Annotated in this window: 6 protein-coding genes; 5 read left to right on the top strand and 1 reads right to left on the bottom strand. The window is 41.7% G+C overall.

Features of this window, described 5'->3' with window-relative positions:
• Positions 1–320: 320 nt before the first annotated feature.
• The 3 genes from hpaB to dtpB all read left to right on the top strand — a co-directional run bounded on the left by hpaB (position 321) and on the right by dtpB (position 4,205).
• On the top strand, positions 321–1,883 hold the full coding sequence (hpaB, locus tag EAE93_RS11450; protein ID WP_214039692.1) for a 4-hydroxyphenylacetate 3-monooxygenase, oxygenase component: 1,563 nt from the start codon (positions 321–323) through the stop codon (positions 1,881–1,883).
• Between the two features lie 19 nt (positions 1,884–1,902).
• Positions 1,903–2,421, top strand: a complete 519-nt coding sequence (hpaC, locus tag EAE93_RS11445) for a 4-hydroxyphenylacetate 3-monooxygenase, reductase component (RefSeq protein ID WP_036808028.1) — start codon at positions 1,903–1,905, stop codon at positions 2,419–2,421.
• A gap of 323 nt (positions 2,422–2,744) precedes the next feature.
• The gene (gene dtpB, locus EAE93_RS11440) at positions 2,745–4,205 is read left to right on the top strand and encodes a dipeptide/tripeptide permease DtpB (RefSeq protein WP_036808031.1); all 1,461 of its coding nucleotides are present in this window, start codon (positions 2,745–2,747) and stop codon (positions 4,203–4,205) included.
• A 462-nt stretch (positions 4,206–4,667) separates the two neighbouring features.
• On the opposite strand, the gene EAE93_RS11435 is transcribed toward dtpB, so the two are convergent.
• Positions 4,668–5,387 carry a class I SAM-dependent methyltransferase gene (locus EAE93_RS11435; RefSeq protein WP_036808035.1) on the bottom strand — a complete coding sequence of 240 codons (720 nt, stop codon included), beginning with the start codon at positions 5,385–5,387 and terminating at the stop codon, positions 4,668–4,670.
• Positions 5,388–6,280: 893 nt separating this feature from the next.
• Here EAE93_RS11435 and EAE93_RS11430 point away from each other — a divergent pair.
• Positions 6,281–12,814 (top strand): Tc toxin subunit A-related protein, encoded by a 6,534-nt coding sequence (locus tag EAE93_RS11430; RefSeq protein ID WP_214039691.1) that lies wholly within the window; start codon positions 6,281–6,283, stop codon positions 12,812–12,814.
• Between the two features lie 473 nt (positions 12,815–13,287).
• Entirely contained in the window at positions 13,288–20,787 is a 7,500-nt protein-coding gene (locus EAE93_RS11425) for a Tc toxin subunit A-related protein (RefSeq protein ID WP_214039690.1), read from the top strand.
• Positions 20,788–20,792: the final 5 nt, after the last annotated feature.

The raw sequence follows: 20,792 nt of genomic DNA, 5'->3' as shown, positions 1-20,792 counted from the left end.
GGAGCATAGCAAACTATGTGACCGGGGTGAGCGAGTGCAACCAACAAAGAGGCAACTTGAAAGATAACGGGTATAACTATATATCCCACTAAAGGTGACCGTATAAACGGTCACCAAAATATCGCCCAGATCACACTTTAAATAACAAATCGTTCTTTCCAACGAAAAGTACCAGCGAACCTTCCAAAAATCTATTCAAGAAACGCCGTTCTAAAGCTTCAATTAAGAAACACAAAACAAACATTAAATTAACATTTCCGTGCCAATATTGATTATCTTATATCAAGACCGGCGCCTTTTATGACGACTGTGAGGTAGACATGAAACCAGAAGATTTTCGCGCCGACAAAAAACGTCCTTTCACCGGTGAAGAGTACCTGAAAAGCCTTCAAGATGGCCGCGAAATTTATATTTATGGCGAACGCGTAAAAGATGTCACCACACATCCCGCATTCCGTAATTCTGCTGCTTCAATCGGTCAGTTGTACGATGCCCTGCACGCCCCGGAGACTCATGATGTCCTGTGCTGGAATACCGATACCGGCAATGGCGGGTACACCCACAAGTTCTTCCGCTTTGCTACCAGTGCGGATGAGCTGCGCCAACAACGTGATGCTATAGCGGAATGGTCACGCCAAACCTATGGCTGGATGGGTCGCTCACCTGACTATAAAGCGGCTTTCGGTAACGTGCTCGGCGCATTTCCTGAATATTATGGTCAATTCGCTGATAATGCCCGTACCTGGTACAAACGTATTCAGGAAACAGGCGTTTACTTTAACCATGCTATTGTTAATCCACCAATCGATCGTCATAAACCCGCTGATGAGACACGTGATGTCTATATTAAGCTAGAAAAAGAGACTGATGCCGGTATCATTGTCAGCGGCGCAAAAGTGGTAGCAACTAACTCAGCCCTGACCCACTATAACTTTATCGGTTTTGGCTCCGCACAAGTCATGGGGGATAACCCTGATTTCGCCCTGATGTTTGTCGCGCCAATGGATGCGGAAGGCGTGAAACTGATCTCCCGCGGTTCCTATGAATTGGTAGCAGGAGCAACAGGTTCCCCATTCGATTATCCTTTATCCAGCCGTTTTGATGAAAACGATGCAATTCTGGTGATGGATAAGGTACTTATCCCTTGGGAAAATGTCCTGATTTACCGTGATTTCGACCGTGCGCGCAACTGGGCGATTCAAGCGGGTTTCACCAGTCTATTCCCATTACAGGCTTGTATACGGCTGGCGGTGAAGCTGGATTTTATTACTGCTCTGCTACAAAGGAGCCTGGAATGTACCGGCGTGATCGAATTCCGGGGAGTTCAAGCTAACCTGGGCGAAGTGGTTGCCTGGCGTAACCTGTTTTGGTCACTGAGCGACGCGATGTGGGCAGAAGCCAAACCGTGGAAAAGCGGCGCTTATATGCCGGATACTCAGGCAATACAAACTTATCGCGTTATGGCGCCAATGGCCTACACTAAGATTAAGAATATTATTGAAAGTAACGTCACCAGTGGCCTAATTTATCTACCATCTAGTGTACGTGATATGAACAACCCTGAAATTGATAAATATCTGGCCCGGTATGTTCGGGGTTCCAACGGTATCGATCACGTTGAACGTATCAAGATTTTAAAACTGATGTGGGACGCCATTGGCAGTGAATTTGGCGGCCGTCACGAGTTGTACGAAATCAACTATGCCGGTAGTCAGGATGAAATTCGGATGCAATGTCTGCGCCATGCTCATGGCTCCGGCAATATGAAAAAAATGATGGATATGGTTGATCGTTGCCTTGCTGATTATGATCAGCATGGTTGGCGTAGACCACACTTATACAATAATAGCGATATCAACCAGTTAGATAAGCTGCTGAAATAATCGGTAGCAGGAGGCCAATATGTCTGTAGAAAATGAACATCGCCTGCGTTTCAGGGATGCGATGGCGAGTCTGTCAGCAGCGGTGAATATCGTCACCACCGATGGCCGCGCGGGATGCTGTGGTATCACTGCCACAGCGGTATGCTCGATCACCGATACGCCACCCACGTTGATGGTATGCATTAACCGAAACAGTGCTATGAATACCGTTTTTCAGGAAAATGGCCGCCTGTGTGTAAATATTTTAAACCACGAACAAGAATTGATGGCACGCCACTTTGCCGGTATGACCGGAGTCAGCATGGAAGAGCGTTTTCGCTGGAATATCTGGCAGACAGGGGTGTTGGGTCAACCAGTGTTAACCGGCACCCTCGCGAGTCTTGAAGGTGAAATTGAACAGGTTCAAGAAGTGGGGACGCATAACGTGTATCTGGTTCAGATTAGACATATCACGGTAAGCGAACAAGGCCACGGCCTCATCTATTTCAAGCGTAATTTCCGTCCAGTTATGTTGGAAATTGAAGCTGCCGCAGTTTAACTGCCTCTCCTCCTGGCAGTCATCGTTCTTCCACTATTCAGGCCCTGAACGGCCTGAATAGCATTCCTTTGTCAATGCCTCTATTCAGCTCTTTTCCTGATCATTTTTAGCATTCACTTGATGAATATACTATTAAATTCAATATAAATATCTTTATGTTAGTGTGATCGGCCACCGGGAACATATTTTAACCATATAATAATCTACTGTCCTCCGACCACTTGAATAAAGTACATAAGAAAACCACTTTAGCGACAAATCATGTCACTGAACGTCACTGTACATTTACCGAGTGTATTTCAACCAATCAGAGGCAATTAACTATGAATAAACCCGTATCCATCGGTTTATTACAACAACCCAAGCCGTTCTTTATGATTTTCTTCGTCGAGCTTTGGGAACGATTCGGCTACTACGGCGTACAAGGTGTTCTCACTGTCTATTTTGTACAAAAATTGGGATTTTCCCAGGAACAAGCGTTTATTACCTTCGGTGCATTTGCCGCGTTGGTTTTTGGTTTGATCTCTATTGGCGGCTATGTAGGGGACCACTTACTGGGAACTAAACGAACCATTGTGTTGGGTGCCATTGTGCTGGCAATTGGCTACTTTATGACTGGCCTTTCTATCCTGCACCCTAATTTAATTTTCTACGCATTGGGAACGATCGCCGTTGGTAACGGCCTGTTCAAAGCCAACCCAGCCAGCCTGTTGTCTAAATGCTATCCCCCCAAAGATCCTCGTCTGGACGGGGCTTTTACGCTATTTTACATGTCAATCAACCTCGGCTCGCTGTTCTCACTCGCTCTCGCTCCCGTTATTGCGGAAAAATTTAGTTATGCCGTTACCTACAATATCTGTGGTATTGGTCTGATTATCGCGTTGTTGGTCTATATTTTCTGTCGCAATACCGTGCGTAATATTGGTTCCGAACCCGACCATCAACGAATCAACTACACAAACCTATTTCTGGTCGTGGCAGGAAGTGTTGTGATGGTTTACGTCTGTGCATGGCTGATGCACAACGTGAAAATAGCCAATATTATGCTGATTACCCTATCTGTCATCGTAGTGTTTATCTTTTTCCGGGAAGCACTCAAACAGGATAAAATTGGCCGTAACAAAATGTTTGTTGCTTTCATTTTGATGCTTCAAGCTATTGTGTTCTTTATCCTATATGCTCAGATGCCGACTTCTCTCAACTTCTTCGCCATCCACAACGTTCACCATCAGTTGCTTGGTTTTAATATCAATCCGGTCAGTTTCCAGGCCCTTAACCCATTCTGGATCGTTGTCGCCAGCCCGATACTCGCCGTGCTATACACTCACTGGGGCGCTAAAGGTAAGGACCTGACGATGCCAGCCAAATTTGCGGTTGGTATGTTCCTATGCTCTTTAGGTTTCCTGACCGCCGCTGCTGCCGGTTTGTGGTTTGCAGATGAACAAGGTTTAACTTCCGCCTGGTTTATTGTTCTGGTTTATCTCTTCCAGGGCGTCGGTGAATTGATGATCAGTGCGTTGGGCCTGGCAATGATTGCGGCTCTCGTTCCTCAGTACCTGATGGGTTTTATTCTGGGGATGTGGTATTTAACTCAAGCAACTTCCTCCTTACTCGGCGGCTATGTCGCAGCCCTTACCGCCGCACCGAAAGGTATTACGGACCCATTGCAAACATTGCCAGTCTATACCAGCGTATTCGGCAAAATCGGTATTGCCACCTTTATCGTCGCAATCATTATGGCGGCCACCGTGCCGTTGCTGAACCGTATGATGCAGGAAAAATAAAAAATATGATTTGATCTAAAATAAAAAACCTCGCCAAAGGAGGAAATACCGCTCGTTTAAACACTTTTATTCGAGCGGAGTAGACTTTTATTCCTCCGTAATTGTTTAATATTCTGACGGAGGAAATTACCGAAGAAAATGCCAAGGATCTTTACAAGAAAAACTTTAGTAATATCGAACCTGCTTCACTGGCAATGCCCGCATATCTTATAAGTTATTATAATTTAAGCAAGGGAAAACCCGTACCGACTGGTTTTATGGCTTTTTTTCCTCATTAAAAGGGCAAGAAACAGTAAATGAATGAAAAAGAGGCGCAGGAAGAAAAGGATTTACTGGAATGCCAATTTTTCAGTGAAACTCTCTCAGATCTACTTACTTTTCATCTTCGAAACTAGTCATGTGGAATCCCTCACCGGCATTTTTGTAATAAGCAAGGAATTCCATCGGTCAGATATGAAGCATCTAGTATTTAGTGGCTTTGAACATAGCGAAAGGTGGGTAACATCGTAGACCGTCAGTATCTTTTAAAACATCCTCGTCACTGTGTTCAAAAAGCTCAATAGTGTTAAACCCAGCCTCGTTCAAGATTTTGTAATATGTATCTTTATGCCAATGCGTATCTGAAATCTTAAAAATAGTTCCATTCGGCAGCTCTAAATACACTGGCTTGATTTCTCCATCATTGTATTTTTTATTTAGATCACCGCTCATAAAAGAACTGAACTTAATCCCAGCAGAATCCGGATTGGTATCCAATACGTAAAAAATGCCGCCAGGTTTTAATGTCCTATGAATTTCCTTAGCGATTTTTAAAAGATCAGACTTTTTACCAGTACTGATGAACACATAACAGCATATAGCTGCGTCGAAAGTATTATCATTGAAGTCAAGGACATCGGTTTTGATTTGATGATAAGAACTATTGCCACGATTGATGTTGCTGGAAGCTTTGTCCACCATAGTTTGTGAGATATCTACTCCCGTTACCGTCTTTATGCCTCCAGCAATTAGCCGACGTGACACTTTCCCACCACCACAACCGTAATCAAGAACCGATATGTTTTGCCCCAAACTCTCCTTAAGGTTCTCAATCAACGGCGTGTACCCAAGTCTCTCCTCCAAATAATCATCATATTGATCGAATAAGTTTGAAACCTCTTCATTCATCCAGTCAGTATTCATTTGTCATCTCATATTCATGTGTGTGTAGTAATAACCCAAAAAGGACTAGAGCCGTTATCTTTCAAGTTGCCTCTTTGTTAGCGGCACTCGCTCGCCTCAGCCACATTGCAATCAATTTTAAAGATACAAGGGCTTACGGCGATTTTTGCTAAGAAAAAACATAACTGAGTTAAATAAACCAGTCTAACAGGACTTAAAATAATAAATTGATTTTTGCAATGCCTAAATCATATTTAGCAATATTGTTTTTTCTTTAAATTGATCACACTCCTCCAAAATCCCATTATGAAAAAAATTCAACATCAACATGACACAAATACAACTATGTGTATATGAGTATTATCTATATATTGAGTCCAGTCACAATATTCTTTTTTTACAGGAAATTTATTGTATATACTTGAATCCTGCATTTTCAAATTAATTTGGTATATTATCATTCTAAAAATAATTTTAAAAAATAATAACCACATTCATTGAAAATCACTACTTTATACAGACTAATATATAGTCGAAATAATGTCTTTTCTAATTATCCTCTTCGCTCATCACAAAATATTAATCACTTTACTTTCCATAAAACACCATTCAAAACAATAGCAATTATTTCATAAACTTATCATTAATCAAATTAACTATTATTTATGTTATTATAAATTTTATTATTGCATTACTACAGACATTTAGAGAAACAATAGATAATAACGTTATGAAATAGTTAATGGCCGAATGATACCGCTTTATCTACCCGTTACTTTCAGCCTATTTCAACCCGTTATCAGACGCCATATTTGCTGCCTTATTTTAATGAATATCAATAACTTTTTTATTGTATCCATGACACGCAGGGCAGCATAACTACCTTATTTATTTAACATTTAAAAGGAATAAACATGAGCACAATCACGCCAGAACACCCTGAAATGGCACAACAGGCACAAAAAGCAAACCGACTGCATGAGGCGAGTATCCTCAAACGTGCTAACCCCCAATTACAAAATGCGGTACATCTTGCTTTAACCACACCCCATGCTGACCAGCAAGGTTATAACAGTAAATTTGGTGGCCGCGCCAGCCAGTATGTCGCTCCCGGCGCAGTTGCTTCCATGTTCTCTCCCGCCGCTTATCTGACCGAACTTTATCGTCAGGCACAGGATTTACATAAAAAAGAGTCCATTTATCATCTGGATAAACGCCGCCCTGATTTAAAATCACTGACACTCAGCCAGCAAAATATGGATGATGAAGTTTCTACACTTTCTCTATCTAATAAGGTGTTGCTGGAAGGGATCAAGACGCTGACCGGGCTGGAAGGCCATACTAACGTGATGAAAGCGCTATCAACCTTTCGCTCTTCTGGCTCTCTGCCATATCACGATGCTTACGAAAGTGTACGTAAGGTTATTCAATTACAAGCTCCGATATTCGACCAAGTTGGTCCATCCCCAGAAACAGATATCGCCAATCTGACATATCAAGCTTCCCTGCTGGGAATTAATGCTTCTGTCTTGCCTGAATTGTTTAAGACTCTGACAGAAGAGATCACCGAAGTTAATGCAAATGAGAAGTTTAAGAAAAACTTTGGGGATAGAGAGCCATCAGAACTTCTCACTCTGGATGCCTTGAAACACTATTACAATTTAACCAATGAAGAATTAGAACAGTTTTTAAATCACGTATTAATAGAAAGTAACTCTACTTACACAAATAACCAACTTATTAATATAAGCATTGATACATCAGGTAAGATACAATTGAGCCGCATAACACGAACACCTGACTTAAATTATAACAACCTCAATTACATGAATTTATATCCTATTCAAAACAGACGTTTTTATGTTGATATTAGCTATAAGAAAAAAGCTGGGCAAGTTAGTATTAGACTCAGCAAGCCCCAGTCTAAATATCTCAAAGGTATATATAAAGCGACCATAGAAAACACGAACTATTCTTCCCCAACATTTGAATTAACCGACAAAGATATTCAAAAAGAATTTACTCTTCTAAGTTATCGTTATAAAGAAAATAGTGATTCGAATATATCTGACTCATCTTATGCCAAGTTCAAAATTCAGGATTATTCACCTGCAATTTTTCTGTTAAAACTTAATAAAACCATTCGTTTGTCCCACGCAACAAAACTTCTGCCAACAGTACTGGAAAAAATTGTCTTCAATATCAATCAGAAACTAGATATCAATGCAGAAATATTAAAGAAAATATTTCGCGTTAAATACTATATGCAACGTTACGGTATTGATGCTGAGACTGCATTGGTACTGTGCAAAGTATCAACTAATATAATTAATCCTTCTAGTTCCGATCTAATCAAATTACTAGCAAATATTCATCAGTTAACTGTTAATGAGCTGAATTTACTGCTGGTTGCCATAGGTGAAGGATCAACCAATCTATCTGAGCTCAGTGATAACAATCTATCTGTTCTGATTGATAAACTTTATAGCATTACCCAGTGGTTGCGTACACGGAAATGGAATATGTACCTGCTGTTTATGATGACTACCACCGACTATAACCAAACCCTGACGCCGGAAATTCAGAACCTGCTAGATGCTGTTTACAATGGTTTGCAAAACTTTAACAGTAAAAACGAAGCAAATCTTCTGTTGAAGATCTCGCCTTACATCGCCGCCGCTCTGCAATTGCCGTCTGAAAATACCGCTTATTATATACTCAACTGGGCAGATCAACTAAAACCTGGCTCTGGTGCAATGACAGCAACAAAATTCTGGGAATGGTTGCAAGCTTCACATAATCCAGAGCAATCAACCGCTATAACAGAAGAACAAGCAGTCCAATATTGCCAATGCCTGGCACAATTGGCACTGATTTATCGTTCCACCGGCCTTAGCGAAAGCACTTTACGTCTGTTTGTCACAAAACCACAACTCTTTGGCTTTACCGAAGGAACAGCGTCAACACACAATGCATTATCACTGATAAAGCTGACACGTTTTACTGACTGGGTTAACTCTCTGGGTGAAAAAGCCTCTTCTGTACTGACCGAATTTGAGAAGGGAACATTAACAGCAGAACTATTGGCTAACGCCCTGAGTCTTGATAAAAATCTACTGGAGCAAGCCAGTAATCAAGCACAAGTTAATTTCACCGACTGGCCGTCTATCGATACCATCCAGCAATGGATTAACATTGCGCGTCAATTGAATATCTCTCCACAAGACGTTTCTGCACTAGCGCAAGTACTCACCACAGAATCCTCCGATAACTATGCCGAATGGGAAAACGTCGCGGCGACATTAACCGCCGGACTGGACACCCAAAAAGCCAACGCCCTGCACACCTTTCTGGATGAATCTCGTAGTGCTGCATTAAGCGAGTACTATATCCGTAAAGTCGCTAACGCAGGTGCAAAAGTTAAAAACCATGATGATCTGTACCAGTATTTATTGATTGATAACCAAGTTTCCGCCGCCATCAAAACCACCCCGATTGCAGAAGCTATCGCCAGCATCCAACTGTATATTAACCGGGCACTGAAAAATATGGAGGAAAACGCGGTTTCGCAGGTCGTCACTCGACCATTCTTTACCGATTGGGACAAATACAATAAACGCTACAGCACCTGGGCCAGCATTGCTAAACTCATTTACTACCCTGAGAATTACATCGATCCGACAATACGCATCGGGCGAACAAAAATGATGGATACATTGCTGCAATCCATCAGCCAGAGTCAATTAAATACCGATACGGTAGAAGACGCCTTTATGTCTTATCTGACGTCGTTCGAACAGATAGCTAATCTGGAAGTCGTCAGCGCCTATCATGACAATGCCAAAGATGATCAAAGATTAACCTATTTTATCGGGCACAGTAAAACCGAAGTTAATCAATATTACTGGCGTAACGTGGATCACAATAAATTCAGCGACGATAAATTCCCTGCCAATGCCTGGAGTGAGTGGCACAAAATTGATTGTCCAATAAATCCCTATCAGGGCACTATCCATCCGGTAATTTTCCAATCCCGACTGTATCTGATCTGGTTGGAGCAGAAGAAAATTGCTAAACAGGCAGATAATAATCAAACCGTTGAAGATTATTATTATGAACTAAAACTAGCACATATCCGTTATGACGGTACTTGGAATACACCAGTAGCCTTTAATATCAATGACAAAGTATCTGCTGTTTTAAAAATGTCAAATCCACCAGCAACTTCGGAATTATTAGAGTCACCAGAGTCATTAAAACTAGGATTCTATTGTACAAATCATCAAGACAATAAATTGCTGGTAATGTTTTATCGCAAACGAGATGAACTGGATGAATATAAGAGAACATTAAAAGAGTTAGCAGAAGCAGAAAAAAAGGTAAAAGAAATAGCAAAAAAAATTGATCGCGAAGATGGAATATCAGTATCTGATCATCAAGAAAAACAAACAGCAGAAAAGAAATTAAAAGAATTAATACAAGAGTTAATGCAAGGAGTGTATATCTCCTCCAATATGTTATTGGAAAATATAGAATCTGAACAGTACAAAAATATTTATGAACTCACCTATAGTAAATTTGATATTAACAATATCATAAAGGTGAATAGCTGGAATCCTGTTACCGATGAGGTTAACGACGATAATATCCTGACTGTTCACAATGATACAAACGGGGCGCAATATATGCAGTCGGGAGGTTATCGTACTCGCCTTAATACGCTGTTTGCCCGTAAATTAATTAGTCGCGCCACGGCCGGAATAGATACTATTTTAAATATAGAGACGCAGAAACTGCCAGAACCTCAGTTAGGGAAAGGATTTTTTACTAATCTCATTCTTCCTAAATATGACCAAAATGTACATGGCAGCGAACGTTGGTTTAAAATTCATATAAGAAATGATAATAAAATGATGAACTTATACCACAAAGGAACACTAACTGATACTGAAACTAGCGTCACTCTTTTTATCCCTTGGTCTAATACACAAGAACGCGTCGAAATAGCAGTAGAATATAATAAGAAGTTCTATAAGGATCAACAAAACTGGGAAACTGCTTTATTTCATTTTAATGAAACTAATCAGAAATTTATGTTGGTTAATGATGCTGATAATAAGCAAGTAGTAATAAACGATACTGATGCAATCGTCAATAAATATAAAGGCTTTCTTGATGTTTCCATTCTTATCGATCAGCACACGGAACCAATGGATTTCAGCGGTGCTAACAGCCTCTATTTTTGGGAACTATTCTACTATGCCCCAATGCTGATTGCTCAGCGCCTGCTACACGAACAACACTTCGATGAAGCCAACCGTTGGTTGAAATATATCTGGAATCCATCTGGTTATATTGAGCATGGTCAGATTCAGCACTACCGCTGGAATGTCCGCCCATTATTGGAAGATATCAGTTGGAACGATGATCCACTGAATTCAGTCGATCCCGATGCCATAGCACAATATGATCCAATGCACTATAAAGTCGTTACTTTTATGCGCACCCTTGATCTGTTGCTGGACCGTGGAGATTACGCCTATCGTCAGTTAGAACGGGACACGCTTAATGAAGCTAAGATGTGGTATATGCAAGCACTGCATCTGTTAGGCGATAAACCTCATCTATCTTTCAGTTCAACGTGGCGTAAACCGAGTTTAGGTGACGCTGCCAGAACGGAAAAACAGGAGGAACAAGCCCATGCAATGACTGCCCTGCGACAAGGTGATATTAGTCGGCACAACCACCCGACAGATCTTTTCTTGCCACAGGTCAATGAAGTGATGCAAAACTACTGGCAGAAACTGGAGCAACGGCTGTACAACCTGCGCCATAATCTCTCTATCGACGGCCAACTGCTACATCTGCCTATTTACGCTACACCGGCAGATCCAAAAGCGTTACTCAGTGCCGCTGTTGCCAACTCACAAGGCGGAAGCAAGTTACCAATGTCATTTATGTCACTGTGGCGTTTCCCACAGATGTTGGAAAACGCGCGCGGTATGGTAAGCCAGTTAACACAGTTCGGCTCCACGTTACAAAATATTATCGAACGTCAGGATGCGGAAGCCTTAAACACGCTATTGCAGAATCAAGCGGCAGAACTGATATTGACTAATCTCAGCATACAGGACAAAACCCTGGAAGAGCTGGATGCGGAAAAAATCGTACTGGAGAAATCCAAAGCTGGAGCGCAATCACGCTTTAACAGCTACAAAAAGCTATACGATGAAAATATCAATGCGGGTGAAAACCGGGTAATAGCATTGCATTCCTCCGTTGCTGGCCTTAGCACTGCCCTGCAAGCATCGCGTCTGGCAGGCGCCGCCCTTGATCTGGCGCCCAACATTTTCGGCTTCGCTGATGGCGGCAGCCGTTGGGGGGCAATTGCCGAAGCGACAGGTAATGTCATGGAATTCTCCGCAAATGTTATGAACACCGAAGCGGATAAAATCAGCCAGTCTGAAACCTATCGCCGTCGCCGTCAGGAGTGGGAAATCCAACGTAACAATGCCGAAGCAGAGATAAAACAAATCGATGCCCAACTTCAATCGTTGGCAGTACGCCGTGAAGCTGCGGTGTTGCAGAAAACCAGCCTGAAAACCCAACAGGAACAGACTCAGGCGCAATTGACTTTCCTACAACGTAAATTCAGTAATCAAGCGTTGTACCACTGGCTACGTGGTCGGCTAGCTGCTATCTACTTCCAATTTTACGATTTGGCCGTAACCCGTTGTCTGATGGCAGAAATGGCTTATCGTTGGGAGACTCATAATACCACAGCAAGCTTTATCAAACCCGGCGCCTGGCAGGGGACGCACGCTGGTCTGCTCGCCGGTGAAACCTTGATGCTGAATCTGGCACAAATGGAGGATGCTTATTTGAGATGGGATCAACGCGCTCTGGAAGTGGAACGTACTATTTCACTGGCGCAACTCTATGGAACACTACCAGAAAAATCATTTAATTTGGCAACACGTATTTCTGCCCTACTAACAGGTAGTACAACTGAACCCGTTGAGGAGCATCCCGTTACATTAGAAAACGGTCAACTAAGCGCCAAAATCTCTCTGTCAGGTCTGTCACTACATAATGACTACCCAGAAGGCAATGGCGTAGGCAACATTCGGCGCATTAAACAGATCAGTGTCACCCTGCCAGCTCTGTTAGGGCCATACCAAAATGTACAAGCCATTTTGGCCTACGAGGGAAGTGAAATCGGATTAGCTGAGAGCTGTAAATCACTGGCAATTTCTCATGGGGTTAATGACAGTGGTCAATTCCAGTTGGATTTCAACAATGGTAAATTCCTGCCGTTTGAAGGGATAGCGATTAACGATACCGGCACATTAACACTCAATTTCCCGAATGCGACCGGCAAACAGCAAGCCATGTTACAAGCATTGAGCGATATTATTCTGCATATTCGCTACACCATCCGCCAATAACTATCTCAATCACATAGTAAAAACAGGCTCCTAAACGGGGCCTGAACCTTTCATGAATATACAAGTCTGCCCTCTTAACCTGTCCAGCACTCGTTATAACAGAGATATTTCCTTTTCTCGTGCGTCCGATTGCCTACTATAAAACATCAACCCTCTTCTTTTTCATAGTATGCCATATGTAACAAAGGCAATTATTTCATTTGGTTATTGTCAATCAATTATATTACTTATGATGTAATTATAATTTTTGTTATTGCATTACAACAACCATTTAAATAAATAATAACGTTGTGAAATAGTTGATAGTTAAATGGTGTTTTTCATTTGACTGTTATTTTCAACCTAATTTCAAACCGCTATCAGACGTTACCTGTGTTGCCTTTATTTTGGTGGAGATAAATAACCTTATTTATCTCCACGATACTCAGGCCAGCGTAAATGTTTTATTGACTCAACATTTAAAGGGAATAAACATGAACACACTCAAATCCGAATATCAACAAGCGTTAGGAGCAGGTTTTAATAATCTAACCGATATCTGCCATCTCTCTTTTGACGAACTGCGCAAAAAAGTGAAGGATAAACTCTCATGGTCACAGACCCAGAGCTTATATCTTGAAGCACAGCAGGTGCAAAAGGATAACCTTCTGCATGAAGCCCGTATTCTGAAACGCGCAAACCCTCATTTACAAAGTGCGGTCCATCTTGCCCTGACAGCACCTCATGCAGACCAGCAAGGTTATAATAGCCGATTTGGCAATCGCGCCAGCAAATATGCAGCCCCTGGCGCAATTTCCTCCATGTTTTCTCTTGCGGCTTATCTGACTGAACTTTATCGTCAGGCACGAAATTTACATGCAGAAGGTTCCATTTATCATCTGGATACGCGTCGCCCAGATCTAAAATCATTGGTGCTCAGCCAGAAAAATATGAATACGGAGATTTCCACGCTTTCTCTGTCTAATAACATGTTGCTAAACAGTATTAAGACTCAGCCTAATCTGAACAGCCACGCTAAAGTGATGGAAAAGTTATCAACTTTCCGCACTTCTGGCTCAATGCCATATCACGATGCTTATGAAAGTGTACGTAAGATTATTCAATTACAAGCTCCTGTGTTTGAACAATCCAGTACATTAACAGATACGCCAATCACCAAACTGATGTATCAAATCTCCTTGCTGGGGATTAATGCCTCTGTCTCACCGGAGCTGTTTACTATTCTGACGCAAAAGATAAAACCAGCAACCAATGCTGATAACACTAATGAACTAAAAAAACTTTATAAGAAGAATTTTGGTGAAATTAAATCTATTCAAATGGCAAGGGCAGAATACCTGAAAAGTTATTATAATCTGACAGACAAAGAACTTAACCAGTTTAGTAAAAAGATTAAACAAATAGATAGCCTGTGGAATATAGGAGACGAGATTACCCAATACCATCTATTGAAATTCAATAAAGCTATTAATCTATCTCGATCAACCGAGCTATCACCAATAATCCTTAACAGCATTGCCATCGATATCCTTAAAAAAACACCTCCAGAGGATGACTCTGACAACCCTTTTAGGGACGACCCTGATTACCTTGAAAGCTTTCAAGACCTTGACCTTAGTGACGAACCAGATATAGACGAAGATGTATTAAGAGAAGCTTTACGTGTTAAAGACTATATGCAACGTTATGGTATTGATGCTGAGACTGCATTAATACTGTGCAAAGCACCCATTTCAGAAAATCCTTCTCATCCCGATCTATCCAAATTACTAGCAGACATCCATCAATTAACTATTGATGAATTAGGGGTACTACTGGTTGCCATAGATGAAGGAAAAACCGATTTATCTCAGATTACTCATGACAATTTAGCGGTTCTAATTAGCAAACTCTATTCCGTTACCAATTGGCTGCGTACACGGAAATGGAGTGTATATCAGTTATTTGTAATGACGACCGATAAATATAACAAAACCTTAACCCCGGAAATAAACAACCTTCTGGATACCGTCTACAATGGCTTGCAGAACTTTTACAAGGATAATTTGCTAAAAATAAAAGATAATCTATTGAAAGCCAAAGAAAGTTTACCAGAAGACAAAGATAATTTGCCGAAAGCCGAGCAATATCTGTTGGAAGCCGAGAAATATCTGCTAGCAGCCGAGAAATATCTGCTAGCAGCCGAGAAATATCTATTGGAAGCCAATAAAAATCCGCTAGAAGCCAAAAAGGCTCTGAAAGAATACGAGAAAAATCAGGAGGCATACGAGAAAAATCTGAAAGAACACGAGAAATATCTGTTGAAAGCCGGAGAAAATCTGCCAGCAATCAAAGAGAATTTGCTAAAAATCAAGGAAAATCTGCCAAAAGCCATATCTCCTTATATCGCCGCCGCTCTGCAATTGCCATCTGAGAATGTTGCTCTCTCCGTGCTGGCTTGGGCAGATAAACTAAACTCTGGCAAAGAAAACAAAATGACGGCAGATTCATTCTGGAACTGGTTACGGAAAAAACCCATTGAAACTCAATCGAAAACAACTGAAGCAACTGAAGCAACTGAAGCAACTGAAGCAACTGAAGCAACTGAAGCAACTGAAAAAACTACACTAATTCAACAAGCTGTCCAATATTGCCAGTGCCTAGCACAACTGGCGCTGATTTATCGCTCTACCGGTCTTAGCGAAAGCACTTTACGTCTGTTTGTGACAAATCCACAAATCTTTGGTCTTACCGCGAAAACAACGTCAACACACAATGTATTATCACTGATTATGCTGACGCGTTTTACTGACTGGGTTAACTCACTAGGTGAAAACGCCTCTTCTGTACTGACCGAGTTTGAAAAAGGAACATTAACGGCAGAACTATTGGCTAACGCCATGAATCTTGATAAAAATCTACTAGAGCAAGCCAGTACTCAAGCACAAGCTGATTTCTCCAATTGGCCATCTATCGACAACCTATTGCAGTGGATTAACATCTCGCGTCAATTGAACATCTCGCCACAAGGCGTTTCTGAACTGGCGAAAATATTAGACATAGAATCTTCTACTAATTATGCCCAATGGGAAAATGTCGCTTCAATATTAACCGCCGGACTAGATACCCAAAAAGCCAATACCCTACATGCATTTCTGGGTGAGTCTCGCAGTACTGCGTTAAGTACATACTATATTTATTCTCATAACCAAAAAGATCGAGAAGAAAGAAAACATACGGTAATTAAAGACCGTGATGATCTATATCAATACCTGTTGATCGATAACCAAGTCTCCGCCGCCATCAAAACCACGGAGATTGCTGAAGCTATCGCTAGTATCCAACTGTATATTAACCGCGCATTGAAAAATATGGAGGGAGATACCGACACAAGTGTCACTAGCCGTTTATTCTTCACTAACTGGGATAAATACAACAAACGCTACAGCACCTGGGCTGGTATTACTAAGCTCCTTTACTACCCTGAAAACTATATCGATCCGACACTGCGGATCGGCCAGACAAAAATGATGGATACGCTACTGCAATCCATCAGCCAAAGTCAATTGAATACCGATACCGTAGAAGATGCCTTTAAATCTTATCTAACGTCATTCGAACAAGTGGCTAATCTGGAAGTCATCAGCGCCTATCATGACAATATTAATAATGACCAAGGATTGACCTATTTTATCGGACGCAGTAAAACAGAAGTGAATCAATATTATTGGCGCAGTGTAGATCACAATAAATTCAGCGAAGGTAAATTCCCCGCTAATGCCTGGAGCGAGTGGCACAAAATTGACTGCCCAATTAATCCCTACGAAGATACTATCCGCCCGGTAGTCTACCAATCCCGCCTGTATATTATCTGGCTGGAACAGAAGAAGGTAACTAATCGAGCAGAAGGAGAAGCTATCAAACAAGGAAGCAAAACGACCACAAGCTATCATTATGAACTGAAATTGGCACATATTCGTTATGACGGCACCTGGAATACACCAATTACCTTTGATGTAGATGAAAAAATATCTGGTCTAAATTTAGAACTGAATAAAGCGTTAGGGCTCTATTGTGCAAGTTATCAAGGCAAAGATAAATTGCTGGTTATGTTTTATAAAAAACAGGAGCAATTAAATAATTACACAGAAAAAACAGGAAACACATACACAGCACCAATAAAAGGGCTATATATCACTTCCAATATGTCTCCTGAGGAAATGACACCCGAAAGTTACAGACTTAATGCTCATAAACAGTTTGATACCAACAATGTCGTAAGAGTCAATAACCGCTATGCAGAAAGCTACGAAATCCCTTCATCAGTAAACAGTAATAATGGTTATGATTGGGGAGAGGGCTATCTGAGTATGGTATACGGCGGGAGCATTCTGATTACCCGTGACCCAAGCGATAACTCAAAAATCCAAATCTCACCAAAGTTAAGAATTATTCATAATGGATATGAAGGTCGACAACGTAATCAATGCAATTTGATGAAGAAATACGGCAAGCTCGGTGATAAATTCATTATTTATACTACGCTAGGTATTAACCCCAATAATTTATCAAATAAAAAACTTATCTACCCTGTTTATCAATATGAAGGAAATGAAAGTAAGCTTAGTCAAGGAAGACTTCTGTTTTATCGGGATAGCACCACTAACTTTACAAGAGCCTGGTTCCCTAACCTTTCTTCTGACTCAAAAGAAATGTCCATAACCACTGGCGGTAACATTAGTGGTAATTATGGTTATATTGATAACAAACATAGTGACAACAAACCATTCGAAGAATATTTCTATATGGACGACCACGGCGGTATTGACACTGACGTTTCGGAGCCAATATTTATTAATACAAAAATTCAGCCTTCAAATGTTAAAATCATAGTGAAAACAGTGAAGGATGATGGAAAATTAGACAGTAAACCATATATAGCAGAAGACAAAGTTTCAGTTAAACCGACACCAAACTTTGAAGAAATGTGTTATCAGTTTAATAATCTCGATCAAATAGATGTCTCCACTCTAGTATTTAAAAATAATGAAGCAAGTATTGATATCACCTTTACAGCATCTGCTGACGCATTTGAAAGTGGTAAAGAACAACGTAATCTAGGTGAAGAACATTTCAGTATTCGTATTATCAAAAAAGCGAATGTTAATGATGTCCTGACCCTTCACCACGATCCAAGTGGGGCACAATATATGCAATGGGGAGCCTATCGTACTCGCCTTAATACCCTGTTTGCCCGTAAATTAATTAGCCGCGCCAATGCGGGGATCGACACTATTTTGAGTATGGAAACTCAGAATATTCAAGAGCCACAATTAGGCAAAGGCTTTTATGTTAATTTCACTCTTCCTAAATATGATCAAAACACACATGGTAATGAACGCCAGTTTAAAATTCATATAGGGAATATTGCTGGTGATAATACAATGCGGCCATATTACCAAGGAATATTGGCTGACACCGAAACCAGTGTCGTTCTTTTTGTCCCTTATGAGAAACAATCTTATACCAATGAAGGTGTTAGATTAGGAGTTGAATACAAAAAAGTATCTTACCTAGGCGTCTGGGAACCCGCTTTCTTCTATTTCAATGAAATTCAACAGAAGTTTATTCTGATTAATGATGCCGATCATAACTCAGCAATGACTCAATCTGGTGAAAAAACAGGAATTAAAAAATACAAAGGCTTTCTTGACGTTTCTATTCTTATCGATCATCAGCACACAGAACCAATGGACTTCAACGGCGCCAACAGCCTCTACTTCTGGGAACTGTTCTACTATACCCCGATGCTGATCGCTCAACGTTTGCTACACGAGCAAAATTTCGATGAAGCTAACCGTTGGCTGAAATATGTCTGGAATCCATCTGGTCATATTGCCAATGGTCAAAAACAGCACCCCCACAACTGGAATGTCCGCCCATTACAAGAGGACACCAGTTGGAACGATGATCCATTGGATACATTTGATCCCGATGCCATCGCTCAACATGATCCGATGCACTACAAAGTCGCCACCTTTATGTGCGCCCTTGATCTATTGATCGAACAGGGAGATTACGCCTATCGCCAGTTGGAACGGGACACACTCGCCGAAGCCAAAATGTGGTATATGCAGGCACTGCATCTATTAGGCGATAAACCTCATTTATTACTCAGTTCAACATGGAGTGATCCAGAGCTAAAAGAAGCCGCAGATCTTGAAAAACAACAGGCACATGCCAAAGCAATAGCAGATTTACGACAAGGCCAGCCTAAAGATGGAAGCAACACAGATCTTTTCCTGCCACAGGTCAACGAAGTGATGTTGAGCTATTGGCAGAAACTGGAACAACGGTTATATAACCTGCGCCATAACCTCTCTATTGATGGTCAACCTTTACATTTGCCTATTTTCGCGACACCGGCAGATCCAAAAGCGCTGCTCAGCGCCGCTGTCGCCAGTTCACAAGGTGGAAGCAATCTTCCGTCAGAGTTTATATCAGTTTGGCGTTTCCCACATATGCTGGAAAACGCCCGCAGTATGGTCAGTCAACTCACCCAATTCGGCTCCACATTACAAAATATTATCGAACGTCAGGATGCGGAAGCATTAAACACGCTGTTACAGAATCAAGCGGCGGAACTGATATTGACCAATCTCAGCATACAGGACAAAACCATTGAAGAGCTGGATGTTGAAAAAACTGTGCTAGAAAAAACCCGCGCCGGAGCTAAATCGCGTTTTGATAGCTACAGCAAATTCTACGATGAAGATATCAACGCAGGTGAAAAACAGGCGATGGCGTTGCGAGCCTCCGTCGCAGGCATCTCTACTGCACTTCAAGCATCACATCTGGCAGGCGCAGCGCTTGATTTGGCTCCCAACATCTTTGGCTTCGCTGATGGCGGTAGCCATTGGGGAGCAATTGCCCAAGCCACAAGTAATGTCATGGAATTCTCCGCCAGTGTCATGAGCACCGAAGCGGATAAAATCAGCCAGTCTGAAGCCTACCGTCGGCGTCGACAGGAGTGGAAAATCCAGCGTAACAACGCTGATGCAGAGTTGAAACAAATCGATGCTCAACTTCAATCATTAGTCGTACGCCGTGAAGCCGCCGTGTTGCAGAAAACCAGCCTGAAAACCCAACAAGAGCAGACGCACGCACAACTGACCTTCCTGCAACATAAGTTCAGCAATCAGGCATTATACAACTGGCTGCGTGGTCGGCTGTCCGCCATTTACTTCCAGTTCTATGATTTAGCGGTAGCCCGTTGCCTGATGGCTGAAATGGCCTATCGTTGGGAGACTAACGATGCCGCAGCACGCTTTATCAAGCCCGGCGCCTGGCAGGGAACCCATGCCGGTCTGCTGGCGGGTGAAACCTTAATGCTGAATCTAGCACAGATGGAAGATGCCCACCTGAAACAGGAGCAACGCGTACTGGAGGTAGAACGTACCGTTTCACTAGCAGAAGTTTATAAAGAGAAAGGTCAATTTTCTCTGACCAAGAAAATTGCAGAACTGGTGAATAAGAAACCAGACACTACCAGTAGCAGAAATAACACACTGAATTTTGGTGAAGGAAATGCCAAAACTTCTCTACAAGCGTCTATTTCGTTAGCTGACTTACAAATTCGTCACGATTACCCAGAAAACAGTGGAGCCGGTAACGTCCGCCGGATTAAACAGATCAGTGTCACCCTGCCGGCACTGTTAGGACCTTATCAGGATGTGCAAGCGATTCTGTCTTATGGCGGAGATGCCACCGGGTTAGCCAAAGGTTGTAAAGCGCTGGCAGTTTCTCACGGAATGAATGACAGCGGTCAGTTCCAATTGGATTTCAACGATGGCAAATTCCTGCCATTTGAAGGAATCGAAATCGATAAAGGTACGCTGACATTAAGCTTCCCGAATGCAACCGAAAAACAAAAAACCATGCTGGAGAGTCTAAGCGACATCATTCTGCATATTCGCTACACCATTCGCCAATAACGATT

The sequence above is a fragment of the Photorhabdus akhurstii genome (assembly GCF_018448925.1).
Lineage (GTDB): Bacteria > Pseudomonadota > Gammaproteobacteria > Enterobacterales > Enterobacteriaceae > Photorhabdus > Photorhabdus akhurstii.
The sequence above is the reverse complement of the archived record's forward strand: the minus strand, read 5'-3'. Positions and strand labels throughout refer to the sequence as shown.